The 26,582-nt window shown below is 64.9% G+C and carries 15 protein-coding genes; 12 read left to right on the plus strand and 3 right to left on the minus strand.

All coding sequences use genetic code 11. From position 1 onward, the window contains the following. The first annotated feature begins 15 nt into the window (after positions 1 to 15). The 9 genes from GJ654_RS10460 (at position 16) to GJ654_RS10500 (ending at position 20,695) form a co-directional block, all read left to right on the plus strand. Complete coding sequence (locus GJ654_RS10460) at positions 16 to 456, plus strand: GNAT family N-acetyltransferase (protein ID WP_155446101.1); 441 nt, start codon at positions 16 to 18, stop codon at positions 454 to 456. Then, positions 449 to 1,582, plus strand: a complete 1,134-nt coding sequence (locus GJ654_RS10465; RefSeq protein WP_196305507.1) for a tail fiber domain-containing protein — start codon at positions 449 to 451, stop codon at positions 1,580 to 1,582. The genes GJ654_RS10460 and GJ654_RS10465 overlap by 8 nt, the downstream gene beginning before the upstream one ends. Beyond that, complete coding sequence (locus tag GJ654_RS10470) at positions 1,579 to 2,346, plus strand: hypothetical protein (RefSeq protein ID WP_155446103.1); 768 nt, start codon at positions 1,579 to 1,581, stop codon at positions 2,344 to 2,346. The genes GJ654_RS10465 and GJ654_RS10470 overlap by 4 nt, the downstream gene beginning before the upstream one ends. A gap of 11 nt (positions 2,347 to 2,357) precedes the next feature. Then, positions 2,358 to 3,728: a hypothetical protein gene (locus GJ654_RS10475; RefSeq protein ID WP_155446104.1), complete on the plus strand. Its 1,371-nt coding sequence runs from the start codon at positions 2,358 to 2,360 to the stop codon at positions 3,726 to 3,728. Positions 3,729 to 3,793: 65 nt separating this feature from the next. Continuing rightward, positions 3,794 to 16,405: a PLxRFG domain-containing protein gene (locus GJ654_RS10480; RefSeq protein WP_155446105.1), complete on the plus strand. Its 12,612-nt coding sequence runs from the start codon at positions 3,794 to 3,796 to the stop codon at positions 16,403 to 16,405. Positions 16,406 to 16,491: 86 nt separating this feature from the next. Then, on the plus strand, positions 16,492 to 17,280 hold the full coding sequence (locus tag GJ654_RS10485; RefSeq protein ID WP_155446106.1) for an N-acetylmuramidase family protein: 789 nt from the start codon (positions 16,492 to 16,494) through the stop codon (positions 17,278 to 17,280). Then, the gene (locus GJ654_RS10490; RefSeq protein WP_155446107.1) at positions 17,280 to 17,852 is read left to right on the plus strand and encodes a hypothetical protein; all 573 of its coding nucleotides are present in this window, start codon (positions 17,280 to 17,282) and stop codon (positions 17,850 to 17,852) included. The genes GJ654_RS10485 and GJ654_RS10490 overlap by 1 nt, the downstream gene beginning before the upstream one ends. Positions 17,853 to 17,856: 4 nt before the next feature. Then, positions 17,857 to 18,159, plus strand: coding sequence for a hypothetical protein (locus GJ654_RS10495; protein ID WP_155446108.1), 303 nt, complete (start codon positions 17,857 to 17,859; stop codon positions 18,157 to 18,159). Positions 18,160 to 18,169: 10 nt separating this feature from the next. Next, positions 18,170 to 20,695, plus strand: coding sequence for a hypothetical protein (locus GJ654_RS10500; RefSeq protein ID WP_155446109.1), 2,526 nt, complete (start codon positions 18,170 to 18,172; stop codon positions 20,693 to 20,695). On the opposite strand, the gene GJ654_RS10505 is transcribed toward GJ654_RS10500, so the two are convergent. Beyond that, positions 20,692 to 21,780, minus strand: coding sequence for a site-specific integrase (locus GJ654_RS10505; RefSeq protein WP_155446110.1), 1,089 nt, complete (start codon positions 21,778 to 21,780; stop codon positions 20,692 to 20,694). The two genes, GJ654_RS10500 and GJ654_RS10505, sit on opposite strands and share 4 nt — an antisense overlap. A 139-nt stretch (positions 21,781 to 21,919) precedes the next feature. On the opposite strand from GJ654_RS10505, the gene dusA reads away from it, so the two are divergent. Both dusA and GJ654_RS10515 read left to right on the plus strand, forming a co-directional pair. Then, complete coding sequence (dusA, locus tag GJ654_RS10510) at positions 21,920 to 22,954, plus strand: tRNA dihydrouridine(20/20a) synthase DusA (RefSeq protein ID WP_155446111.1); 1,035 nt, start codon at positions 21,920 to 21,922, stop codon at positions 22,952 to 22,954. Positions 22,955 to 23,089: 135 nt separating this feature from the next. Then, positions 23,090 to 23,257 (plus strand): Flp family type IVb pilin, encoded by a 168-nt coding sequence (locus GJ654_RS10515; RefSeq protein ID WP_246664687.1) that lies wholly within the window; start codon positions 23,090 to 23,092, stop codon positions 23,255 to 23,257. A 9-nt stretch (positions 23,258 to 23,266) separates the two neighbouring features. On the opposite strand, the gene cobS is transcribed toward GJ654_RS10515, so the two are convergent. Both cobS and GJ654_RS10525 read right to left on the minus strand, forming a co-directional pair. Further along, a complete protein-coding gene (gene cobS, locus GJ654_RS10520) occupies positions 23,267 to 24,034 on the minus strand; it encodes an adenosylcobinamide-GDP ribazoletransferase (protein ID WP_155446112.1) in 768 nt (255 codons plus the stop codon). Continuing rightward, positions 24,034 to 24,387 carry a gamma-butyrobetaine hydroxylase-like domain-containing protein gene (locus GJ654_RS10525; RefSeq protein WP_155446113.1) on the minus strand — a complete coding sequence of 118 codons (354 nt, stop codon included), beginning with the start codon at positions 24,385 to 24,387 and terminating at the stop codon, positions 24,034 to 24,036. The genes cobS and GJ654_RS10525 overlap by 1 nt, the downstream gene beginning before the upstream one ends. 58 nt (positions 24,388 to 24,445) lie before the next feature. On the opposite strand from GJ654_RS10525, the gene moaA reads away from it, so the two are divergent. Beyond that, positions 24,446 to 25,480, plus strand: a complete 1,035-nt coding sequence (moaA, locus tag GJ654_RS10530) for a GTP 3',8-cyclase MoaA (protein WP_425540382.1) — start codon at positions 24,446 to 24,448, stop codon at positions 25,478 to 25,480. Positions 25,481 to 26,582 lie beyond the last annotated feature (1,102 nt).

The following is a 26,582-nucleotide window of genomic DNA, read 5'->3' on the forward strand; positions in this document are numbered from 1 at the left end:
AATCCGAGCGAGGCCATGGACAATCCGAACCGAATGTGCGTCGTCGTCGGCGGCCAGAAAGAACTTGATTGGGCAGCGGCGGGCGTCGGCATCGACGGTTGGCCGAGCGACACCAAGGCGCTTGCCGGCTATTACGGCGACGAGCTTCGCGTCGTCGTGCTCTACAACACGTTCTTCGACGGGGCGACGTGCTCAATGCACGTTTGCGCCAAGCCGGGCGCGTTATGGGCGACGCCCGCGACCCTTCGCGAGTTCTTCGCCTATCCCTTCATCCAGCTTGGCTTGCGCCGCGTCACCGCGCCGATAGCCGGGCGGAATATCAAATCGCAGGTTCTGGCCCTCAAGCTCGGCTTCAAGCAAGAGGGGCGACTTCGCCACGCTCGCAAAGACGACGATGAAGTCTTGCTTGGGCTTGTCCGCGAAGATTGCAAATGGACGAGGAACAGACATGGGTAAGCAGTCCACGCCTTCCACCGACCCCAACGTCGGCATTGCCGCAACGAAGAATGCCGAAGTCGGGCAAGGTTGGCTCGACTTCTCCAAATCCGCCTATTCGCAGTCGATGCAGCGGCAGGCCAAGATTGACGACTTGAACAGTTCGGTCATCAATCAAGAGCTTTCCAATCAGGCGACGGCGCAGCAATGGGCGACGGAAGCCCACAACCGCCAGAAGTCCGTTTTCGAGCCCTTGCAAGACGAGTTCATTGCGAAGGCGAAGAATTGGGACAGCGCCGGCAAGCAGTCCGAGGCCGCGAGCGCGGCGGCGGCTGACGTGACGAACGCGGTCGCGATGCAGCGGGCGGAGAGCAACCGCCAGCAGGCCGCCATGGGCGTAAACCCGACCAGTGGGCGCTATGCCGGCGTGGACCGGGCCGCCGGGACGGAAGCCGCGCTGGCGACCGCCGGGGCGCAGAACAACGCGCGCACGACGCTCAAAAATCAGGCCATGGCCTTGCAGGGCTCGGCGATCAACATGGGCAACGGCCTCGCGGCCAATGCGTCCCAAGACCTCGGCTTGTCCAATTCCTCGGGCGGCGCGGCGAGCGCAACCGCCATGACCGGCGGCCAGCTTGCCAACAGCGCGACCAGCATCATGGGGCAAGGCTATTCCGGCGCGATGCAGGGCTACAGCAATCAGGCCAATATCCTGAACCAGCAGTTCAACCAGCAGATGCAGAGCTACAACGCCTCGAACGCGCAAACGTCGGGCATCATGTCCGGCCTCGGCTCCATGGCTGGCCTGTTCATGCTCTCGGACGAGGAAGCGAAAGAGGACAAGAAGGAAGTCAAGGGCGTGCTCGATGCGCTCAAGGAAATGCCGGTTGAGGCGTGGAAATACAAGGACGGCACCGGGCAAGACCCGAACCAAGAACACGTCGGCACCTATGCGCAGGACTTCCAGAAGGCAACCGGGCTCGGCGACGGCAAGACCATCAACGTCGTGGACGCGCTCGGCGTGACCATGGGCGCGGTCAAGGAGCTTGCCGAGAAGGTCGAACAGATGAAGGGCAAGGGCGACGCCGACAACAAGACGACGGCGCGCAGGCCCAAGGCACGAGGCATCGTTAAGAGGGCCGCATGAGCAACGAGAACGCAGCGGGCGCGCTTATGGAAGGGCTCTTGAGCGGAGCTAGCAAGCGCGCCGACATCGACAACCAGAAGGCCCAAACCGAGCTTGCGGCGGCACAGGCGGCGCGGGCATCCGTGGCGAGCTACGCCCCGCAGGCGCAAGGCGCACCTTCCGCCGCCCCTGCGGGCGACGCCGGGGCGGGAAAGGCGGTTGCGACCGCTGATCCCGTCAACGCCGACCTCGCGCCGCACCAACGCGCCTTTCTCAACGCCGTTTCGGCGGGCGAGAGCGGCGGCAAGTACAATATCCGCTACGACGGCGGCGCAGGCTCGACGTTCGGCGATTTCGCGCAGCATCCGGGCATCTTCGCGAAGACGCCGGACGGCAAGCTTTCCAGCGCCGCCGGGCGCTATATGTTCACGAAATCGACTTGGGACAGCATGGGCGGCGGCGACTTCTCGCCCGCCAATCAGGACACGAAGGCGTGGCAGCTTGCCACTCAGCGTTATGCCGCAACGACCGGGCGCAACCTCGATACCGATTTGCAGAACGGCGGGCTCAATCAAAGCATCTTGACGGCGCTTTCGCCGACCTGGGCGGCGTTCAAGTCCAAACATGGCGACAAGATCGCGACCTATAACGACAGCCTGTCCCGCTATTCCAGCGGCAAGGCTCGCTCGATCCAGCCGTCTGCGCCCGCCGCAAATCCGGCATCCGGCGCGATAAACATCATGCAGTCCATTTTGCAGCAGCCGACGGCGCGCGGCGTCAACTGAGGAATTGAAGTATGGGCATCGGTACTGGCCTTGGCTCGTTCATGGACGGGCTCATGAAGGGCGCGCAAGTCAGCAACCAGCTTGAAAGCAGCCAGCGCGAGCAGGATCGCGCAGACAAGCGCCTCGACCTCGAAACCACCCGCGACAAGCGGCAGGCCGACGCCGACGCGCTCAAGCTGAAAAAGGACGGCGCTGACTTCGACTACCAGCAGCAGGAGCGCGCCGCGAACGCGCCCGTTTTGGCGGGCCAGCGCAAGAGCGTGTTGCAGAGCTTGCAGGACCAGCAGGACATGCGCGAAACGCTGTCCGGCGGCATGAAGCAGGCCCAACAGGACTATGACGCGGAAAAGGCCAAGTCGATCACGGCCACGCCCGGCGCGGACGGCAAGACCGTGCTCGCCGTGGACGGCCAGCAAGTCGCCAGCGCCGACGAGGCCGAAAAGCTGTTTCAGCAGCGCCATGGCTCGTTCATGGATCACTTCCGCCAGACCTATCTTCCGAAGGTGCAGCAAATGTACCTCTCGCGCGGCGACGCGGCGAACGCCGACGCTTGGCAGAAGTGGGGGCAGAACCAGAAAATTCAGGGCGGCATGGAGGCTTATGGCCGCCTGGAAGGCCGCGCGCAGATGGGCGATTGGAGCGGCGTTGCCAACGAGTTCAACAGCCTCACGCAGAACAAGGATTACAACCCGTTCCACGGCCACCAAGCCAAGGCGACCGTGCTCAAGGACGACAAGGGCAACGCCGTCGGCATCCATGTGGAATACCAAGACCCGAGCGGCGGCGCGAAGTTCGCGCGCGACTTCAAGGATATGGCCGAGTTCCACCAGCTTGCGGCGCAATACAACCCGCAACAGATTTTCGAGCAGACGAAAACTCAGGTCGAAGCCACGCAGGCCGCCAAGGTCAAAATGGCGGAGAAGAACAATGAAGTCGCTGGCCAGATCGCGGTTGAGCGGGCAAAGTCCGACGGCCAGATTGACCAAGAGCGCGTCAAGACCGCGCTCAAGACTGCCGGAGGCGATCCCGACACGGCGAAGGGCGTGCTCGAAACTTACGACAAGATCAAAGACCCGATTTCCAACAAGGTCACGGCCAAAGACCCGGCCACCGGCAAGGACGTTGAGCTTTCCGTTGAGGAAGGCATGAGGAAAGCGTCCGAGATTTATCACACCGTTCGGACGCGCGGCGTCACTGGCGCTGCGGCGGCACCGGCGGCACCGGCGGCGGCTGGCGCGGCTCCCATCAAGACAGCGCCGGCTCCCCGCTTGCTCATGTCGCGGCCCGGCGCGGCGGCCATCGGCGCGAGGACACCGGCCCCGGCTCCGGCGGCTGCGCCAGCGAAGGCCAAGACGCCGGCTCCGGCTGACGAGGAAGAATAGGCTTCCTGTATCGGATTTCCTGGGGTAGAAATCGGAAACAATCCGAAACTATGCCCGAGGAAATCATGGCCGACATTGCCGCCGCCTCCCCCATCGACCAGCTTCTCGCGGACAGCACGACGAAGCTGAACACGGCGACCGGGGGAGGCGGCGGCGGCATGTCTGGCCCCTCGGCTCTCGATCAGGGCATGGTGCGCTCGTTCGAGCAGGCCGCCGATCAGTTCAATGTTCCCGTCGATGCGCTTCTCGCCATGGCGGAGCGCGACAGCGGCTTTGACGCCTACCGCCGTTCGAGCGGACCCGGCCCGAAAACGCGCGGCATCATCGCGATGAACGACGCGGACATGCAGCGCACGGGCGTCAACCCCTACGTGCCGCAACAGGTTGTCACGGCGGCGGCGCAGAAGTTGCGCGGCTATCTCAACTCCGGCATGTCCCTGGACGACGCGATCAGGGCTCACGCCTCCGGCAGCAACAACCCGGCGGATTGGGGACCGCAGGCGACCGAATATCTGTCCGACGTGCAGAAGCGCGCCGCGCGTTTCGCCGACGCCCTTTATCCCGCCACCCCCGAACCGACCGAGCCAGCGCCGGACCCGAGCGCGGCGGCAGACGGCCCGACCTTCGGCGGCGACATTGCGCGTTCCGCCGGGCGCGGCTTCGCGACCTTGCTGAACGTGCCGTTTGAAATCGCTTCCGCCCTCGGAAGCCAGTGGGCGGAAGGCGTTGCGGCCCCGGTTCGCGCCGCCAACGAGGAAAGCAAGAAGCAGGACACGAAGGCCACGCAGGAGGCGCGGGCGGCGTTCGACAAGCTCGGCAACCGCATCACGAAAATTCAGGAAGACACGAAGGCGACCGGCTTAAAGGGCTGGCTTTCGACCGTCGCGGCCAATCCCATGGACGCGATGAAAGACCTTGGAGAAAGCGCGTTCGCCGCCGCAAGCGATCCCAGGCTTCTTGCAACCATGGTTGGCGAAAGCGCGCCCTCCATGATCGGCGTCGGTATGGCTGGCCGCGCCGGCAACACCTTGGCGAAAGGGCTCGGCGCTGGCGCGCGCATGACGCAGGCCGCGACCACGGGCGGCGTCGTTGCCGGATCGTCGGCTATGTCGGCTGGCTCCATCGCCGAGGCCGTCAACGAGGACGTGGCGAAGCTTTCGCCTGAGAAATTGAAGGAACTGGCCCCGCACGCCAAGGACGAGGACGAGGCGCGGGCGACTGTCCGCCAGAACGCCTACATGACCGTCAACACGCTCATTGCGTCCATCGCGGCTGGCTCTCTCGACGGCTTCGGCCAGGGCGCGGAAAAGCTCATTGCGAACGGCTTCCGCACGTCCGCTGGCGCGATCCGGCAGGCCGCGACCACCATGAAGCACGAGGCCGCGCAGGAGTTCGTGCAGACCGGGGCGGAAGACATCGGTCAGGGCTTGGCGAAGGATCAGATCAACCCCGACAAGAACAACTACGATGGCATGTTGCGAGACATGGGCTCCGCAGCCACCGTCGGCGCTGCAATGGGCGCGGGAACCGGCGCGATTGCTGGCGCTCGCGGCATCCGCCAATCCGAACCGCCGGCTCCGCAGGATGAACCGCTCGCCCTTCCGCCGCCGTCGGATTTCAACGTCGGGCCGGACGGTCAGGCGCGCGAAGGATCGGCGCGCGTGCGTCAGCTTCCGCCCCCGCCCGATTTCCGCGTCGATGGCGAAGGCAATGCGAGCGCGCCGGGCGACAACAACCCCGTTCCGCCTCCGCAGCCCAACCAGCCGCCCGGCTGGAAGGCTGGCACCGAGCAATGGGCCGAGCCCGCCGGCAATGACGTTGGCGCTCCGACTGCGCCCGCCAACCACGGCCCGCTTTCGCGCGCCCTGCACGCTGGCGCTCCGCATATCGCCGAGGCGTCCAAGCCCGCCGGCAACCCGGTCATTGTGACCGACGAACTCGGCACCCGCGCCGGGCACATCGTCAGCCAGGACGCGAACGGCGTTACCTTCGTTGACGCCGACGGAAGCATCGAGCTTTTCTCGCCCGCCGATCTGGCCGGCGGCAAGATCAAGATCACGACCGGCGATCATGGCGCCACCGCGCCCAAGAGCTTCGAGGCGGCGCAGGCGGAGAAAGCCGCCGCCGCCATGCCGAGCTTCGACCATCAAGCCCCGGCGGAGACGGATCACGGCGTACTGCCGCAGCCCGGATCGGCGGAGGATCAGACGCACATCGCCGCCGCCGTCAAGGCGGAGGAAAAGCCCGTAGAGGCCGCCAAGCCGGAAGCGACGCCCGCCGCGAAGGTTGAGCCGACCAAGCCGACCGAGCCCGCCGAGCCCGCCCCGCAGGCGCAGGAAGGCGGCATTGCCGAGCAGGCCGCCGCTTCTGTGGCGCAGCACGTCAAGCCGCACGACAAGTCGCTTGCGGAAATGTCCGAAGCCGAGTTGCGCGACCGCCTGAAATATGTCGCCGAGCAAGCCAAGGGCAGCGGTTGGAACAAGCCGCTCGTGAAGGCGCGCAAGGAAGTTGAGGCCGAAATCGACCAGCGCGTGAGCGCGGCGAAGAAGGCGAATGCGGAGGCAGCGCCGGTTGAGGCAGCGCCGGTTGAGAAGCCGGCGGAGAAGCCCGCCGAAGCTCCCAAGGCGGAACCGAAGCCCAAGGCCGAGCCCGGCGCTCCCGCGACCGACGCGCACGCAGGCAAGTGGTTCGGCTCGCCCGAGAAGGCCCAAGCCTACGTCGAAAAGAAAGGCATTGCGGCGACGCACGAGCCGAAGAAGACCGGCGCGAAGCGTTGGGAAATCAAACCCAAGTCCGAAGGCCGGATTGAGGAAGCGCCGCCCGCGCCTGCCACGCCCGCGCCGTCGGCTGTGAAGCCGGAGGCCGCGCCCGCGCCGAAGATGGCGGAGAAGCCCAAGGCCGCCGAACCGCCCAAGCAGGAGCCCGCGCCGGCCCCGCAGCCCGCGCCCGCGCCCAAGGCCGAACAGCCGAAGGCGGAGACGCCCAAAGCCCCGGAGCCTGCACCGTCGCCCGCGCCTGCCGCCGCATCCGAACAGGCCAAGCCTGCCGAGACTGCGCCGGAGGCCAAGCCCGGCTACGGCGACAAGAACAAGCTGGTGGGCAATGATCGCGCCGCCGAGTTGCGCGAAAAGCTGCGCCAAAAGCTCAAGGCCGCCGGCCACACGCTCAATTCAGGCATCGACCCGGAAATGCTCGCCATTGGGGCGGAGCTTGCCGTCTATCACATTGAGGCCGGCGCTCGCGCCTTTGGCGACTTCGCCAAGGTCATGGCGCGCGACCTCGGCGCGAAGCTCGGCGACCTCAAGCCCTATCTGCGCTCGTGGTACAACGGCGCTCGCGACATGATGGAGGATCACGGGCACGACGTTGCGGACCTCGACGCGCCTGATAAGGTGAAAAGCGAACTGGCCCGCGTGCTGAGTGAGGAAGCCACCAATGGAAGCGATGAGCAGGGACGAAATCCTTCGGATCGAAAAGGAGTTTCGGACGCTGAAAGCGGACCCGAAGACGCTGCACAACACGGAACTGGACGCCCGGATCAAGAAGGCGTGGCAGGAGGAAAGCCCGGCGATGTGGGCGAGGCTCCAAAAGGCGCGGATGACGGACAAGCTGGCGTTCGTGATGCAGCAGAGAATGTGGGCGGAAATGGACAGGCTTCTGGAAGCGGGGGTTCCGGTAACGGACGCACGCGAGCAGGCCGAAAGAGAAAATCTGATGATGGAACCGGAGAGCCCAAATCCGGCCCCGTAACGCCCGAGGAAGCCAAGGACGTTCCGCCGGCCTTGCCCAAGGCCGAAAACTTCCACATCGACAACCCGCTTGAAATCGTCGGCGGCGGCCCGGTTGCCCGGTTCGACCGCAACATGGCGGCAATCAAGCTGTTCAACGTGCTCCGCGAAGAAGGCCGCCCGGCCACGGCGGAGGAAATGCGGACGCTCGCCGGTTACACCGGATGGGGCTCGTTCGGGCAGGAGCTTTTCCAAGGCACTTGGGAACGCCCGATGCACAAGCCGGCCTGGGAAGAACGCGGCGCGTGGCTGCGCGACCACCTGGGGCAAGAGGAATGGGAGAGCGCGCAACGCTCGATCACGAACGCCCATTACACCGATCCGCCGACCGTCTTGGCCATGTGGGACATGATGCGCCGCATGGGCTTCAAGAGCGGGCGCGTGCTTGAGCCCTCCATGGGCATCGGCAACTTCTTCGGCCTCATGCCCAAGGACATGAAGGACCGCAGCAAGCTTTCCGGCATCGAAATGGACCAGTTGACCGGCGGTATGGCGAAATTGCTGTACCCCGACGCCAATGTGCAGATCATGCCCTATCAGGAGAGCCGCACGCCGGACAATTTCCACGATGCAGTCGTGGGCAACTGGCCGTTTGAAAACACCGTCATCGCCGACCGCCGCTACAACAAGCTTGAGCCGTTCCTTCACGATTATTTCTTCTTGAAGACGCTCGATCAGGTTCGGCCCGGCGGTATCGTTATGGGCATCACGTCCAGCGGCACCATGGACAAGCAGGCCGTCCGCATCCGCGCCAACCTCGCCAAGAAGGCCGAGCTTGTGGCCGCGATCCGCTTGCCGTCCGGCGCGTTCGAGGAATACGCCGGCACGAAGGTTGTCACCGATATTGTCATCCTCAAGAAGCGCCCGCAGGAGCTTTCGCTCGTGCCCGAGGACGCCAATTGGCTGAAAACGGTTCAGGTTGACACGCCTTCCGGCCAGAAGGTCAGCATCAACGAGTATTACGTCAAAAACCCGCAGAACGTCATCGGCACGACGGACTTCGGCCACGGCACCACGCGCGGACGCCCTGGCATGATCGTCCATCGCCCCGAGAACATGGCCGAACGGCTCAAGGAGGCCGTCAAGCTCATTCCCGAGAACGTCTATCAAAAGGACGACACGGCGAAGAAGATTTCCTACATCACGAACCACACCGCCGACCGCGAAGGCTCGCTGACGACGCAGGGCGGTAAGCTCTATGTCGTGCGCGGCGAGCAGTTGGCCCCGGCGGGCGAGCTTGTGAAATACGAAGTCAAGGACACGGCGGAGACGGCGCGGCGCGAGGGCGAGCTTAACAGCCTCATCGACATGCGCCGGAAGTACGGCCAGCTTATCGACGCCGAGCGCAACGGCACGGACGCCGAGCCCGCCCGCGCCGCCCTGCGCGCCGCCTATGAGGCGTTCGCCAAGGCCAACGGGAAGTTGGGCGAAAGCTTCGGGCTGAACTATCTGAAAAAGATCAGCGACCCGTTCTATCCGGCTATCGCCTCGCTCGAAATCGGCGGCAAGCCGGCGGCGATCCTCTCGCGCTCGACCATGCGCGCCGCGCCGAAGATGGAAAACCCGTCCATCCAAGACGCCTACGTGCTCGCGCGCAACGGCGGTTCGATTTCCCCGCGCCTGGACGAAATCGCGGCGCTCGCCAAAAAGCCCGTCGATAAAGTGAAGGCCGAACTGGTGAAGTCGGGCGCTGTCTTCGAGACGCCGACCGGCGACGTTGTGCCGTCCGACATTTACCTGTCTGGCAACGTGCGCGAAAAGCTCCGGCAAGCCGAGGCCGCCGCCAAAGACAACGCCGCCATGCAGCACAATGTTGAGGCGTTGAAGGCGGTTCAGCCCAAGGACACGCCATACTTCAATATCGAGACGCAGCTTGGCGCGACGTGGGTTCCGCCGTCTGTCTATCGCGACTACATCGGCCACATGCTGAACCTTGACGATGCGTCCAAGCACGTCGGCGTGTCGTTCCGCAATGGCCGCTGGAAGGCCGAACTGCGCCCCGGCACCAACAGCCGCACCGAGGCCGCCACCGGCTACGGCACGCCGCACCTTCCGTTCTCGCGCTTGGTCAACCTCGCAATGACCAACCAGCTTGCCAAAATCTACGGCAAGGACGCGGACGGCAAAGACGTGTTCGACCAGAAGGCGACCGACGAGGCGAATGAGCGCATTGGTAAAATCCGCGAGGACTTCGGCGACTGGCTTTGGTCCGATCCCGAGCGCACCGTCGCCATGGAGCGGGAATACAACGAAGCCACCAACTCCATCGCCACGCCGAACTATGACGGCTCGTTCCTGACGTTCCCCGGCATGGCCTTGCAGTTCGGCAACTCGCCGTTCGATCTGCGCCAGCACCAAGCGGACGCCATCTGGCGCGCGCTCGTCAATCGGCGCTCGATCAACGCGCACGAAGTCGGCACCGGCAAGACCTTCACCATGGGCGGCATCGCCGTGGAGAGCCGGCGCTATGGCATCGCCAAAAAACCGATGATCCTCGCGCACAATGCCAACTCGAAATCGGTCGCGGCTGAAATCCAGCAGATGTACCCGTCTGCGAAGGTGCTCTACATCGACAACCTTTCGCCCGACACCATCGACGTGAAAATGCGTCAGATCGCGAACGACGATTGGGACGCGATTGTTGTCCCGCATTCGGTTCTCGACCGCCTCGCGCTGCGCGAGGAAACCTTGATGAAAATGGCAGAGGAACAAATTCAGGCGCTCGAAGACGAGGCGCTTGAGGCGGCCAAGGACGACGGGACCGACCTCGACGTTGGCATGATGGACGATCCCGAGGCCATGAAGAAGGTGCGATCGGTCACGGCCAAGGAGCTTGTGAAGGCGCGTAACCGGATCATTGAGAACATCAAGAAGCAGGCTCAGAAGTCGTCGCGCGAAGGCGCTATGGCCTTTGAGGACACCGGCATTGATATGGTCATGGTGGACGAGGCCCACGAGTTCAAGAAGCCGCCGATTGCCACGCGCATGAGGATCAAGGGCTTGAACACGGGAACGTCCGACCGTTCCATCGCGCTCAAGTTCCTGACCGACTACATTCGCGCGAACAACGGCGGCGGCAACGTCCATACCTTCACCGGCACGCCGATCACGAACACGCTCACCGAAGTCTTCCACCAGATGCGCTACGTCATGGAAGACGAAATGCGGCGCGCTGGCATCAACGATTGGGACGGCTGGTTCGGCAGCTTCGCGCGCGAGCTTTATGACGTGGAACTGAACTCGGCGGGCGAATACGAGGGCGTCTCGCGCCTCGCCGCGTTCGTCAACGTGCCCGAACTGCGCCGCCTCATCGGTCAGTACATGGACACGGTTTTCGCCGACGACATGCCGGAAATGCAGCCGCGCGAAACCTCGTCCGGCAAGACCATGGCGGCCAAGAACCTGACGGAGTTGGAGCGCGCCGAACTTCTGAACGGGCGCACCGAGGGCGCGAAGAACCGCCCCTACAAGAAAGTGGTCAACGTCACGTCCGACATGACGGAGCCGCAGCTTGCGGCCTTCCGCGAAATCCAACAGCTTGCGCAGCGTTGGCGCAACATGGCCCCGCTCGAACGCAAGCGGACCATGCAGGAGGGCGGCCCCGAAAGCCCGATCCTCACCGAAGGCATGGCGAACAAGGCCAGCTTCGACGTTCGCCAGTTGGAAGGCGAGCGGCTTGCCGGCATGGAGGGCAAGGTTCCCGACCACGAGGGAAGCAAGCTCTCGAACGTCGTCAAGAACGTCAAGGAAGTCTTCGACAGCCACCCGCTCGCGAACCAAGTCATTTTCGCGAGCCAAGGCTTCTCGAACACCGTCAGCCGTAGCGGCGGGCGCGACGCGGCGGGCGAGAAGATCAAGCGCACGGTCAAAGTGTTCGCCTCGATCAAAGACCTTGTGGCGCGGCTGGAACAGGCCGGCATCCCCAAGGAGCAGATCGCGGTTGTTGACGGCAGCACGTCGAAGGACAAGCGCAAGTTGATCGCCGACGCGATGAACTCGGGCGAAATCCGCGTCGTCATCGGCAACACGCAAACGCTCGGCGTCGGCGTGAACATGCAGCGCAACCTTCGCGCCATGCACCACCTTGACGCGCCCTACATGCCCGGCGACCTCGAACAGCGGAACGGTCGCGGCCACCGGCAGGGCAACCAGTGGAACACGGTTCTCGAATACCGTTACATGACCGACCGCCTGGACGGGCGGCGCTGGCAAATCCTCGCCCGCAAAGAGACGTTCATCAAGGCGTTCCTCAAGGCGAGCGCGGACCAGCGGACCATTGAGGGCGACGCGGCGTCCGAGGACGAGAGCGATATTCTGTCCTCATTCGCGGAGGCGGCGGGCGACCCCCGCATTCTCATCAAGGAAAAGCTCAAGAAGACCATCGAGCGGTTGCAGCGCGCGGAGCGCATCCACAGGACCGGCATTGCCGACGCTCGCGGGCGGCATCGCCAGTCTCAGGAGGCTATCGCCTCGCGCACGTCGGAGATTGAGAGCATCGAGAAGAACGGCACCGTCGCCAAAGCCAAGAAGCTCGTGGCTGACAATGCCGGCGACGGCTTCAAGGCCGAAATCGACGGCAAGACCTATGACAAGCGCAAGGACTTCGACGCGGCCTACGATCAATTCGTCGCGCGGAACATGCACGCGGGCGACGAACCGCGCGTGATTGGCAAGTTCGGCGGCCACGACATTAAGGCCGGCTGGTGGAAGTATGCCGCCAAGCCGGAAATGTTCGTGGAAATCGACGGCCACAAATTCGCCACCAACGGCGGCATCGCGGGCGTTGAGGGCTCCGCGCGCCGGTTCCCCGACCGCGTTGAAGGGCTCCGGCAGGACGCCGAAAAGCTCAAGAACACGGTTGGCCGCCTCGAAGACGTGATGAAGACGCCCTTCGGTCGCGCCAAGGACTTGGCCGACGCGGCGGAACGTCTCAGCAGCTTGGACCGCGACATTGTTGAAAACCCGGTCCCGCCGCCGGCTTGGCTCCGCGTGGGCACGCCGACCGAGACGCCGGTTTTCTGGCACGGCAAGGAGTTCGAGGTTTCGGGACACCTTTACTCGAACGAAGGTTGGTTCGTCCGCGCGACCGACGGCAAGGGCGAAGTCACGATCCCCTACAACGAGGCGACCGACAAGAACGGTATGCCGCTCTACGAGCCGCGCGAGTTCAAAAAGCCGGAAGTCATCGACGGCCAGAAATCGACCGCTCCGGCGGCGGAAGGTGGAGAGGACGCGCCCAAGCTTTCCGTCGCCCAGGACGCGGCGGCGGAGGGCATGAGCGCGGCCACGCTGCGCAGCTACCTTACGACCGGCGCGCAGGGCGACACCATCGCCCGGTTGATCGACGCCGGCCATGTGGTGCTGCATGACGACGCCACGACCGTTCCGGCCAAGCCGAAAAGCGACGGCATCTTGCAGGGCGCGACCATGGGCGACGGCAAGGTTCACCTTGTCGCCGGCAATATGTCGCCCGAGCGGGCGCGCGGCATCCTCCTGCATGAAATCTTCCATGCGGGCGGCGAAAGGCTGGTTGGCTCGACCAAGTGGGACAACCTGATGCAGCGGACTTGGGCCGCCGCAGAGGCCGCCATGGGCCGCATTTCCGAGGGCAAGGCACGCCCGCAGGACGCCTTCTGGCAAGACGCGCTCAACAGCGCCGAAATGGCCGGAGCGCCCTACGAGCACTTCGCCGAGGAAATCGCCGCCTACGCCATCGAGCACAGCGACGCCGCGCCGGCTGGCCTGCGTGAAGTCGCCGACCGGCTCATGGGCGCGGTCAAGGATTGGCTGTTCCGCCGGTTCGGCAAGCAGTTCGGCGCAGTCACCCCGGCGCAACTGCGCTCGCTCGCCAAGGCGGCTCTGCACTCGCACGAAGGCCGCGCCGAGCGGCTTGAGGCGGGCGAGGACGGCGTTCGCTTCTCCATGGGCAACCATGGCGCCAGAGTGGGCGACAAGGCCAAGGGGCTCTACAGCAAGGCCACCCGCGCCGCGTCTGACTTCCTGACGAGCGCCATGGCCGGCGCGAAAGAGGCGGCGGATAACGTCGGCTCCATGTCGGTTCTCTCGCTCGTTCCCGTGCGCCCGCTGTTCCTCGAACTGGCGAGGCACACCCCGAGCGCGCGGCATTACATCGACACCAAACAGGCCATGGATAGCCTGCGCCACGCGCTCAACGAGGGCGACGCGAAGGTGTTGGAGCGTTGGTCGAAGTGGGTCCGCGCAACCAAGCTGACGAAGAACGGGCTCAAGCCGCTCAACCGCGAGGCCAACGAGCGGCTTATGGACCTCATGCACGAGAGCACCATCGCCCAGGTGGACCCGTCGGGCAAATTCGACCAGCGCCTTTCGCGCGACGACGTGAACGTGCTCCGCGACGCCAGCAAGCGCGGCACGCCGGCCTATGAGGAGGCGCTTGAACGGAAAGCGAAGGACGACGCGCGAGCGACCGCCTATCGCGCGCTCAAGGACAGGTTTGACGCGCTCCCCGACGAGGCGAAGGAACTCTATAAGGACGTTCGCGACGCCTATAAGAACCGGGCTGACGAGACGGAAAACGAGATCGTCGGCAACATGCGGAAGGCCATCGACCAAATCAGCAAGAACGCTGACGAGAAGCACACCGCCGAAATGAAGCGGATCAAGGACGAGGGCTTGACGGGCACGGCCAAGGCCGACGCCATCAAGGCCGCCGACAACGCGCTTCTCATGGCGAAAACCCGCGTCACCCGGAACAAGGCCGCCCGGTTGAAGCAGCTTCGCGCGGAGTTCGAGACGAACCGGATCGAGCCCTATTTCCCGCTCGCCCGCTTCGGCAGCTACTTCGTCACCGCGCGCGACGCCGCCGGCAAGGTGAAATCGTTCTCGCGCTTCGAGAAGCGCGGCGAGCAGCGCCGCTTTGCCGAGGCGATGCGCGCCAATGGCTTCGACGTGCAGGAGGGGCTTGCGTCTCTCAAGGGCGACCTTGAGCGCAGCATCGACCCGCGCTTTGTCTCGGAAGTCGATGATATTCTCGCGGCGGCGAACGCCCCGGAGGCTGTCCGCGACGCGATTTGGCAGAAATACCTTGAAAGCCTGCCGGACCTCTCGATGCGCAAGCACTCGATCCACCGTAAGAACCGCGAGGGCTGGAACCCCGACGCGCTCCGCGCCTTCGCGCACAATATGTTCCACTCCGCCCACCAGCTTTCCCGCCTGCGCTATGGGCAGGATTTGCAGGGCCACATTGACGAGGCGCGCAAGGAAGTGGAGAGCGCGCCGGACCCGGTTCGCGCCCAGGCCGTCGTCAACGAAATGGTTCGCGCCCACGACTTCGCCATGAACCCCAAGGGCGCGGCGTGGAGCTATCGCGCAACCTCGCTCGCGTTCCTCTGGACGATGGGCTGGAACCTCTCGACCGGGCTCGTGGTGCTTCACGATCCGATCCAGCGCGGCATTCCCAACCTTGGCTATGACGCGGAAACCGGCAACGTCGGCATCAAGCGCGCGGCGGCGGAAATGGCGAAGACTTTCTCGGAAGTCATGCGCGGAAAGGGCTTCATCGAGAACAGCGCCACGCTGACCGGCGACGAGCGCGACGCCATGCGCCGGGCCAAGGAACTGAATGTCATCGAGAGCACCAACGCGCATGACCTTGCCGGCGTCTCTGACGCGGGCATCGACTATTCGCCCTGGATGCACAAGACCATGCAGACCGCGAGCCTGCCGCTCCACCACGCCGAGCGCGTCAACCGCGAAGTCATCTTCCTGGCGGCTTACCGGATCGCGCGCGACGCTGGCATGAACCACGGTGCGGCTGTGAAGAAGGCGGCGGATTTGACGTGGATGAGCCAGTTCGACACGCAGGCCAGCAGCAAGGCGCGCGTCATGCGTGGCCCGGTTGGTCGCGCGGCGCTCGCCCTGCGCAACTTCCACTTCAATATCCTCTACCGCTTCTTCAAGGACGCGCACGAGGCCATGACCGGCATGGAGCCGGCGGCGAAGAAGGCCGCCATGGGCCGCGTTGTGTCCTCAGTGGCGATCACGGCGGCTATGGCCGGCATCCGGGGCGCTTACTTCTACAAGCTGATCCTGCCGGTTGCGGCCATGGCGCTCTCCGCCGCTGGCATGTACGACGACAAGGACCAAGAGCCGTCGGAAGCCCTGCGCCGTACCGTGCTCAAGGCGACCGGCGACACCATGATTGGCCGCGCCGTCGGCGGCATGATGATGGACGGCATCCCCGGCTACTGGACTGGCACCAACCTGTCCGAGCGTATCGGCGTCGCGGACATTGGTTTCCGCCCGCCGGATCGCGACATGAACCCGGAACAGGGCTGGAACTACTGGCTCCAACAGGCCGGCGGCCCCGCCCTCGAAATCGCCCACGGCATCTACACCGGGGCGGCGGATATGTCGAAAGGCGAGTTCCTGCGCGGTCTTAAGGAAATGCTCCCGGCGTCTGCCCGCAATCTCGTCAAGGCGGGGCAATATGCCCACGAGGGCGTCAAGACCCGTCGCGGCGATAGCGTGGTTGAACACGTCGCGCCGCAGGACATTGTGAAACAGGCGATTGGTTTCGGGCCGGCGGAAATCTCCGACCGCTTCCAGCGCAACACCTTCCAGAACAACATTCAGAAGCGTCTGGCCGAGGAACGTAAGGAGATTTTGACGAAGGCGGCCAAGGCGCGGATGGAAGGCAATCAGGAAGCCTTCGAGGCGGCTCTTGAGGAAGTGCGGAAATACAACGCCGCGAACCCGAGGGACGCAATCAAGGGCAAGGGCATCCTGCAAAGCATCAAGTCCCGGAGGAACCTGTCCGACAAGGCGGAATACGGCGTCGTCCTCAAGCCCGGCACCGCTGACCGCGTGAAGGGCGTTACGTCTCCCTCGATCTATTCACGGGAGGAATGACGATTGATCGACATGCAGCTATGGGCTACACCAGTCCATAGCTGCGCAAGAGTGCGGTTCGGCTTTTTTTGACGAACAGCACTCTTATGTCCAAAATCCCCCAAGATTTTGTTGGCTCGGCGCTCCGCCTGTCCGACATTGATTTGCCCACCATCGGCGCGACCATCGGTTGCGGCGAGGACGAAATTCATGCCGTGCTCGATGTCGAAAGCCGAGGCTCCGGCTTCGACAAGCATGGCCGCCCGATCATCCTGTTCGAGCCGCATATCTTTTACCGGCTCCTGTCCGGCCCCGGCCCCGATCTGCGCGCGCGCGCTGTGCGCGAGGGCCTGGCCTACGAAAATTGGGGCGAGAAGCCCTATCCCGCAGACAGCTACCCGCGCCTCAAGGCCGCCATGCTCATCAACGAGACGGCGGCCCTGAAATCCGCGTCCTGGGGGCTCGGTCAGCTTCTCGGCTCGAACCATGCCGCCGCCGGCTATGCGACCGTGCAGGACATGGTTGCGGCCTTCTGCGCGAGCGAGCGCAACCAGCTTGCCGGCATGATCGCGTTCATCAAGTCCGAAGGGCTCGACCGCGCCTTGCGCAACCACAAGTGGGCGGATTTCGCGCGCGGCTACAACGGCCCGAGCTACGCCAAGAACCAGTACAGCACGCGCCTCCTGCGCCGGTTCTTGTTCTGGAGCGACATCAAGGACACGAAGGTTTTCGCGCACGCCGATGCGGCGACCGAAACCCGCCTCCGCGATCCCAAAGCCGGACACGTCGTCGGCTCGCCGCCGGCTCCCGCTCCCCTCACCAACGTCGTTCAGGGCGGCGCGCAGCCGGGCTTTTGGGCTCGCTTCGCCTCGGCTCTCTTTCGGAGGACCGTCTGATGCAGTTCGACCCCAAGGCGCTCGAAATCCTCGGGCTGGAAATTGCGAAGATCGGCGCTCCCATCATCGGCAGGGCGCTTGGCGGCCCGCTCGGCGCAACCATTGCCTCCGGCGTCGTCGGCGCGCTGGCGGAGGCCCTTGGCGTCGATGCGACGCCGGAGGCCGTGACGAACGCCGTACAGGCCAATCCCCAGGTTGCCGTGGCGGCGGCGCAGCAAGTCGAACAGGACGGCGCTGGCGACTTGAAGCCAATCCTCGACATGCTCACCGCTGTTGAGCCCGTCGAACTCGCCAGCGAAGACCGCTTCGTGCGTTGGGCTCGCCCGTCCGCGATTTGGGTCATTTCGGCTGTGACGCTCGGTTACGGCGGCTGCATCGTCGCCGCGACCGTCAAGTATCTCGACACCAACGACCCGGCGGCGCTCGCGGTCCTCCTGACCAATGCGCCCTCCCTGTCCCTCGCCCTCGCCCCCGTGGCCGCCATCGCTGGCGTCTCTGCGTGGTGGCGCTCGAAAGAGAAGATCGCCGGCTTGCCGAATGGCTTCGACGGCCTTGTGAAGAAAAGGAAGTGACACCGTGAGCGAGGAAGCCGACCGCGAGGCCCTGGCGGAACTCATCGACCGTCTGCGCTCCGAAGGTTTACTGGACGAGCATCGCGCACATTTCGCAGCCCTCCCACGCGAGACGCGCGAGTTCTTGGCGAACCTCCGGCCCGAAGACATTTCGGAGTTGCACGACGTAATCGTCTGGCAGCGCAGCGCCCGCACCGTCGGGCGCATAACCTATTGGATCATCACGACCATTGTCGGCATCATGATTGCCGCCGTGGCTCTCGGCGAAAAAATCCAGTCCGTTTTCGCCATGTGGAAGCAGCACTAAGGAACCAGCCATGGGCACGAACATCGGGACCAGCATTCAGGTCAACGGCAACAAACCGCCGAACGTGGCCGCCGTGCTTATCGACCCCAGCACCGGGGAAGCGATGAGCACGACAAGCACGTTCTCGACACTCATCCGCGACGCCTTCGACAACTATGTGCCGGAGGAAATCTGGCATCCGAGCGTCGCGGGCGGCGATATTGTCGTGCTCGACGGCAACGCCGCCGGCGCGAGCTACATCGTCATTTCCAAAGACCCGCTGGCGGAAAACACCGTCACGACGCTGACCTCCGTCGCCAACATGCAGTTGGCGATTGAAGCCAGCTTCGGCGTTCATATGTCGCAGCGCGTGCTTGGTCAGGAATTTTCGCTCGAACTGGTGAGCACGGACAACATTCCGACCACCTTTACCGACCTGACGATTTCGAGCGTCACGCAGACCACCACGACCATTGCCGTCACCACGAGCGCCCCGCATGGCCTCGCCGTCGGCAACGCCATTTCGACCTACGGCGTTTCGGACAGCCGTCTGAACTATCCGGCCCTTGTGGTCGCATCCGTCCCGAGCCCCACGCAGTTCACCGCGACCGCCGGGCCGGGCGGCACGATCCAGTCGATTGCGTCTGCCGGCCCCTATACGTCCGGCTTCGTCAGCCTGCGCGCCCGGCTCGGCGGCTCGGCGTCTGGCACGTCGATGATTTTCGAGAACGCGACCGCCACCAACGCCTCGTTCTATTCGCGCTCGAACTCTGGCGACGCCCTGGCGTCCGGCGCGGTCAACGGCAACCAGTCCGTTTCCATCGGCTCCACCGCCTCCGTGCAGCTTGTGAACACGGCATACACCTATGCCTTCACGCCGACGACGGAATACCGCGTCGCGCTCATGTCCGACCGCCTGCAATGGTATGACGCCGCTGTTGACGCGACCGCCCAGGCCACGGCGCGCTACACCCGCACGCAGGTTGTGCCCGACAACACCAAGAATTACGTCGTGCGGCTCCGCGCGACCAGCAACCGCGCCACCACGCGCCCGGTTGGCAAGATCGTCTCGGCGCAGAAGGCCGGCACGACCACGGCCACCATCACGACCGACGTTGCCCACAACCTCACGACCGGCGACCAAATCGTGATTTATGGCATCGCCAACCAGACGGACTTCGCGAACATCGCCACGGCGACGGTTGCGGCCACCGCCAGCGGCAACCAACTCACCATCGTCATGGGCGCGACCACGCCGAGCATTACCTCGGCTGGCGGCTTCGTGGCGCGCGTCCAGGGCGGCAACGTCCCGTCGTCGTTCATCCCCCAAGTGGCGATTTCCGCGACGCTCGCGACCGCCGCAGACGGCACTCAGGCGCTCACGCTCACCGGCAGCGCCGCGTGGACTGGCCTGTTGATCGGCGATTATGTCAACGTGCATGGCCTCCGCGTTGCGGCTGGCGGCGCGGACCTCCTCTGCGATGGCGCGTGGAAGGTGCGCAACGTCTCCACGACCACGCTCGAACTCGGCGCTCTCCAAGGCACCGTTCCGCCGGCCAACTTCGGCGCGACGGTTTGCGGCGGCGCGATCATCAAGCGCACCGATCTTCGCATTTCCTTCGTGCGCCTCTACGAGTTCGACCGGCTGCGCGTGGAAGCGTTGAGCAGGCCAGCCGGCGAGGTCGCGGCGTCCATGCCTGTCGTGGTGCAGGGCGGCTCCGTGAACGTGGGCAGCGCCGTGCTTGCCGCCGGCAGCGCGCAAGTCGGCTTGGTCAAACTGAGCGACGGCACCAACACGACGGCTGTCAAGGCCGCGAGCGCCGCCGCAGCCGCGACCGATCCCTCCGCCGTCGTCACCTTGTCGCCCAACAGCGTCGGCGCGGTGAACCTCGCCATCCCGACCCTTGTTGCCGATGTCGCATCGGCGGCGCTGACCGCGACCACCACGACCGCCGCCTTCACGCCGACCTTCGGCAGCGAGTACGAAGTCAACATCGTGCTCGGGGCTGTCACCGGCACCACGCCCACGCTCGACGTGGTTGTGCAGGAGAGCGACGACAGCGGCACCAACTGGTACGACGTTTACCACTTCGAGCGTATCACGGCTGGCAACCAAGTGGTTCGTTCGCCCAAGCTCGTCCTGACCGGCAACCGCGTCCGCTACGTGCAGACCGTCGGCGGCACCACCCCGAGCTTCACGCGCGCCGTAAACCGCCTGCAAGGCAACGCCCAAGTGGACACGGTTCGTCGGCTCTTTGACCGCTCGACCATCGTCTTGACGACGTTGGGCTCGGCAACGCCCGCCCTGGCGGCGCGCGGCTGCAAGAACGCGCAGCTTGTCATCAATCTCGGCGCGGCCACCACTCCGCCCGTGATGAAGCTCCAGGCGACCGAGAACGGCGCGGATTGGTACGACCTCCCCGGCACCGTGTCTGGCGTTGCGAGTTCGACGGTTCAATTGACGGTGAACAACATCAACGCCCTTGCCATTCGCGCCGCAGTCGGCACGGCGGGCGTGACCGTCACCGCCGGCTATGTCGCGGTCAAGGCGTTCTAGGCGACCTCGGGCGGGGCTCCGGCCCCGCTCATTTCCTCGGCGAGCCAAACCCACTTGTCGCCTGACGCGCGAATGTGCGTGTATCGCTTGAGGCTTTGCCATGACCTATGACCGGACACCGCCGCGACGTGCGGAATATTCAAGCCCATTTCAAATAGCCTCGACACGCCCTCGTGTCTTAAGTCATGAAAGTGCAAGTCTTCGATCATTAGGAACTTGCACGCCCGCGTGAAATTCGAGCTTAGGGCGTCAGTCGTATAGGGAAAAATCCTATCGGATTTCCGAGGCTGGCGCTCAATGATCTTGATTGCAGGCTCGGGAAGATCGCACCACACATTGTTCCCGATCTTGTCGCCGGGGTTTTTCATGTCGCGGACGAGCACGCGCTTGTTCTCGGGCTCGAAGTCGCGCCACTCGATCCGCGTGATTTCCTCCTGCCTGCGCGTGGAGAACAGGGCGAACGCCACCAAGTCGGGCATGGGCGACATATCGGGCTTGGCCGCGAGCTTCTGACGGAACAGGCCAAGGATGGCTTTGATTTCGTCGCACGAGGGCCGGCGCTCGCGGGACGCGCCCTTGCAGATGACGCCAAGCCGGCGACCCACCACGAAAGCATCCTTCATGGCCTGTTGGTCAAGCTCGACGCCCCAGGCAGGCTTTGCAACGGCAAAGATCGCGGCAAGGTGCGAAAGGTAGCTCATGACCGTCTGAGGCTTCCTATCGGCGCGGAGCCGGCGGGCCAAGTCGATCACGTCATTGCTCTTTATGTCCGAGCACTTCATTTCAGCGATGGCGTCGCCTTTGAGCGACCGGAGCACTTGCGTCTTGGTCTTGCCAAGGGCGCGCTCGCTTTCAGCCACGTATCGGTCTATGACCTCGCCCAACAGAGGATCGCCCAGGCGGGCGCGCTCGATCCCGCCGGGCTCGTTCAGTTCCCGCTCGCGCTTCTCGATCCATACCTGTGCGGCCTTGCGCCGCTCGAACGTCTGGCTCTCGCGATGTACCTTGCCGCCGCCCTTCTTGACGACTTGAGCGAAGAAAACGACCTCGCCATTCTTGCGCTTGCGCTCTGTAATCGTTCCCATTCTGGCCGCTCCGTACATCATTCCGGCCTGCCCGGTACATCGGCGAGGCTCGAAAGTACGTCATTGATGTACTGACCTGAGAAAATAGTCAAAAATCGGATTAAATCCGAGCAAATCCGAAGATTTCCGAGGGGCTTAAATGTCTGATGAAGCGAGAAAACCAAGCAAAAACAGCCCTTGGCGCTTCTGTATTGCCCCTATGATGGAATGGACCGACCGCCATTATCGCGTGCTGGCGCGGCTGCATTCGCGCCATACCCGGCTATATACCGAAATGGTCACCTCAGCCGCCATCATCCACGGCGATCGCGACCGTCTCCTTGGTTTTGACTCCGTTGAACATCCCATCGCCGTGCAACTGGGCGGCAGCGACCCCCGCGAACTCGCCAAAGCCGCCGAGATTTGCGCCGGCTACGGCTATGATGAGGTCAATCTCAACGTCGGCTGCCCCTCCGACCGCGTGCAGAACGGGGCGTTCGGCGCCTGCCTGATGCGCGAGCCCGATCTGGTCGCCGACTGCGTCGCCGCGATGAAGGCCGCAATCCCCCTGCCCGTCACTGTGAAATGCCGCATCGGCGTCGATGACCAGGAGCCGCGCGCGGCTCTGTTCGAAATCGCCGAAAAATGCGTCGCGGCGGGCGTGGACGCTCTGATCGTGCATGCGCGAAAAGCCTGGCTCAAGGGCCTTTCGCCAAGGGAAAACCGCGATATTCCGCCTCTCGACTATCCGCTCGTCCATGACTTGAAGCGCGCCCTGCCCGACATTCCCATCGCCATCAACGGCGGCCTCGACAGTTTTGAAGCCTATCGCGCGCAGCTCGAAGTTCTGGATGGCGTAATGGTGGGGCGCGCCGCCTACCATGACTTGTCGCACCTGATCGACGTCGATGAAAAACTGTTCGGAGAGGCGCCGCCCCAAAACGATTCGCGCGCGGCGGTCGAAGCGTTCATGCCGTATATCGAGCGCAAGCTCGGCGAGGGCCTGCGGCTCGCCGACATCACACGCCACATGCTCGGCCTGTTCGCGGGGCGACCGGGCGCCCGCGCCTTCCGCAGGCGGCTGTCGACCGAAGCGGTCTTGCGCGGCGCGGGTCCCGAGGTCGTGCGCAACGCGCTGATCGAACTTGATCGGGCCTGGGATGCTTCCCAATGCGTTACCGCCGATAGCCCATAACGCCGCGGCAGCATTAAGGCCGCGTTTTCCCAACGCGCGCATATAACCAAACGTCATGGACGTATTTACGATTACAGGTAGGTTTTTGGCTTATTCTGCGATGAGGGACGGAACGCCCGTCGGGAAAATGCGGGGATGGCGATGCGGCTCATGCTGCGATTCTGGCGAAATGAAAGCGGCTCGACCATTACGGAATATGCCCTGATCGGTGGCTTCATCTCCGTGACCCTGATCGCGACCTTCGTGTCCATCGGCCAAAAGGTCAACCTCATGTTCGTTCCCATCGACAATGCGTTGAACTGATCGTCGGGCTCAGGGGACCGCGCCGGACAACACAGCGAGCACGATGATTTCCGCGACCTGTTGCGCGGCGCCGGCGACGTCGCCGGTCTGGCCGCCGATCATGCGTTGCGCCCATCCGCAGAGCACGCGCACGGCGAAAACTGCGAGCAGCAGCGACGCCAGGCACGCCGTGAGCGAAAATCCCGCGAGCAGCGGCGCGAAAGCAAAGACCGCAGCGGCGATCCAGCTTTGGCGCGCCTCGCCGACGTTCATGAGCGACGCCCGACCCAGGCCGTCGGTCCGCGCGGGCCGCAGCAGGACCAGCGGCGCAAGGCAGGCCGCGCGCGAAATGGCGCCCGCCGCGACCAGCGCCAGGATCGCCCGCTCCGGCGCGGCGGCGAGCGTCGAAAGCGCGGCGACCCGCGCGCCAAAACTGAAAATCAGCGCGCTCGCGCCAAAAGCGCCGATGCGGCTGTCGCGCATGATCTCCAGCCGTTTTTCCCGCGTGTATCCCCCGCCAAAACCGTCGGCGACATCAGCGAGCCCGTCCTCGTGCATGGCGCCGGTGACAAGGGCGGAGAGACCGACCACCAGCCAAGCCGCAACCTGAGGGGTGGCGCCGGCGTTGGTCGCGGCCAGCAGCATCAATCCAAAACCGAACCCCAGCACGGCGCCGGCATAGGGCGCGCGGCGCAAGGCCCCGCGAAAAAAATCATCGCCAGAGGCGATCACGCCCCCGGGAATCGGCATCCGTGAAAAAAAACGCAGCGCTTCCGCCGTCTCTCGGATAAAGCGCATCAGCGTGCGAGCCCCTGTGCGGCGAGTTCGTCGAGATAGGCTTGCCATTTGGCCGTCTGATCCAGACAAAGCTCGCGCAAGAAATCCCAGGTGTAAATGCCGGTGCTGTGGCCGTCGTCGAAGATCAATTTTATCGCATAGTTCCCGACCGGCTCGACTCCGGCGACACGGACCCCGGCCTTGCCGGCGACGGTGCGGCCGCCCACCCCATTGTGGCCGCGCGCCTCGGCGCTGGGCGTGAGCACGCGCAGATACTCGGCCGGCAGAGCGTAGGCTTCGCGCTCGCCATAGACCAGATTGAGCGTCGCCCCGGCCTCGGTCACGCGGATTTCCTCAGGCATGGCTTGGACCATGGGGATTCTTCTCCGATCTTTGCGCAAGATCCTGTTTCCCGCGCCTTTCCCAGCTTATATAGCAAATATGGGGCTCAACCACGCAAGCTTGAACACACGACCGCTGATCGACGGTTTCGCGCGGCGCGTCGATTATATCCGCGTTTCCGTGACCGACCGCTGCGACTTCCGCTGCCAGTACTGCATGTCGGAACATGTGAATTTCTTGCCCAAGGCGGATTTGCTGTCGCTGGAGGAATTGGAGCGACTCTGCGGCGTGTTTGTTGCGCGAGGGGTTCGAAAAATTCGGCTGACCGGCGGCGAACCTTTGGTGCGGCGGGGGGTGATGAACCTTGTCCGCGGGCTGTCGCGCCACGTGGAAAGCGGGGCTCTTCGCGAGCTGACCCTGACCACCAACGGCTCGCAACTCGACCGTTTCGCCGCCGAACTCGCCGCCTGCGGCGTAAAGCGCATCAATGTGTCGCTCGACACGCTCGACGCCGAAAAATTCCGCGCTATCACCCGCTGGGGCGCCCTGCCCCGCGTGCTCGCCGGCATTGACGCCGCGCAAGCCGCCGGTCTGCGGATAAAAATCAATTGCGTGGCCCTCAAGGGAATCAACGAGGATGAGTTTATCCCGCTGGTCGAATGGGCGCACGGGCGCGGCATGGACCTGACTTTTATCGAGGCCATGCCGCTCGGCGAGGACGCCGCCGGCAATATCGAGCATTTTGTGTCGCTGGGCGAAGTCGCAGGGCGTCTGTCGGAAAAATTTTCGCTCAAACCCTCGGCGCATTCGAGCGGCGGCCCCGCGCGCTATTTCGAAATGGCCGAGACCGGGCGACGCATAGGGTTCATAACGCCGCTCAGCCATAATTTTTGCGAGACCTGCAACCGCGTGCGCGTCACCTGCACCGGCGAGCTTTACACCTGCCTGGGCCAGGAGGACCGCACCGACTTGCGGGCGCCGCTGCGCGCCAGCGCCGACGACCGCTTGCTCAACGCCGCGATCGATCGCGCGCTGGCGGCGAAGAAGCGCGGCCATGAGTTCGCCGCGCAAGCGTTTGGCGACCAGACGCCGCACCAGCGGCCGATGAGCCTGACCGGCGGGTGAGATTTCCCTGACAGCAAAAGCCTCGCCCCTGGGGAAGAGCGAGGCCGGAGCCGCTATTGCGGCGGATGCTGCTCGCCGGGCGGCCTGGGACGCGGCTGCGCAGGAGGCGCGGGACGTTGGGCGGGCGGCGGCGCGTGGACCACAGGCGGCGGAGCCGGATGGGGCGCAGCCGCTGGCGGAGGCGCCGGACGAGGGGCCGCAGCGGGCGGCGGCGGAGGCGCCGGGCGCGGCGCAGCGGCTGGGGGCTCACGATGCGGCGGCGGCGCGACCCTGACAGGCGGCGGCGCGGGCCGCTCAACCGCCGGAGGCGACGCGCGCTCCACCGGCGGCGCCGGGCGTGGACGTGGTCGTTCGACGGGCGCGCCCTCCGATGGGGCAGGTCGCGCCTGCGAGGGCGCGACAGGTTGAGCCGGCGGAGGATTCTGGCGCTGCGGTTTCGACGGCGCCTGCGTTTGCGCGGGGTGCGGCTCAACCCCAGGAGCCGACGGGTTGGTCGCGGACGGGCCGCCCTGTTGCGGACCGCGCCCTTTGTGCCCGCCCGGCTCTCGCCCGGCGGGAGGATGAGGCGCCGCCTGAGGAGCGACAGGCGTTGTGGGCGGCGGCGGCAGAGCATGTGCGGGAGCGTCAGCAGGCTTCGGCGCCCCTGCCGGAGCCGTGGGTTGGGGCGCAACTGGCGTGGCGGGCGGCGTGTGGGCGGCCGGACCGCCCGGCTGCGGCGGCTTCGGGCCGCCGGGCGCCTGCGGGGTCGGTTGTTGACCGCCTGCGGGGCGGCCGGGTTGTTGCGGAGCCAGACCGGGCGCGCCCGGTTGCGGCGCCCCGCCTTGCTGACCGGGCCGCGGACCACCCGGAATCACCGGCGCGCCTCCGACCGGCGGCTGACCGGGTTGCTGTGCGGCCGGCGCGCCGGGTTGTTGCGGAGCCAGACCGGGCGCGCCCGGTTGCGGCGCCCCGCCTTGCTGACCGGGCCGCGGACCACCCGGAATCACCGGCGCGCCTCCGACCGGCGGCTGACCGGGTTGCTGCGCGGCCGGCGCGCCGGGTTGTTGCGGAGCCAGACCAGGCGCGCCCGGTTGCGGCGCCCCGCCTTGCTGACCGGGCCGCG

This window comes from Rhodoblastus acidophilus (genome assembly GCF_009720655.1).
Taxonomy (GTDB): domain Bacteria; phylum Pseudomonadota; class Alphaproteobacteria; order Rhizobiales; family Beijerinckiaceae; genus Rhodoblastus; species Rhodoblastus acidophilus_A.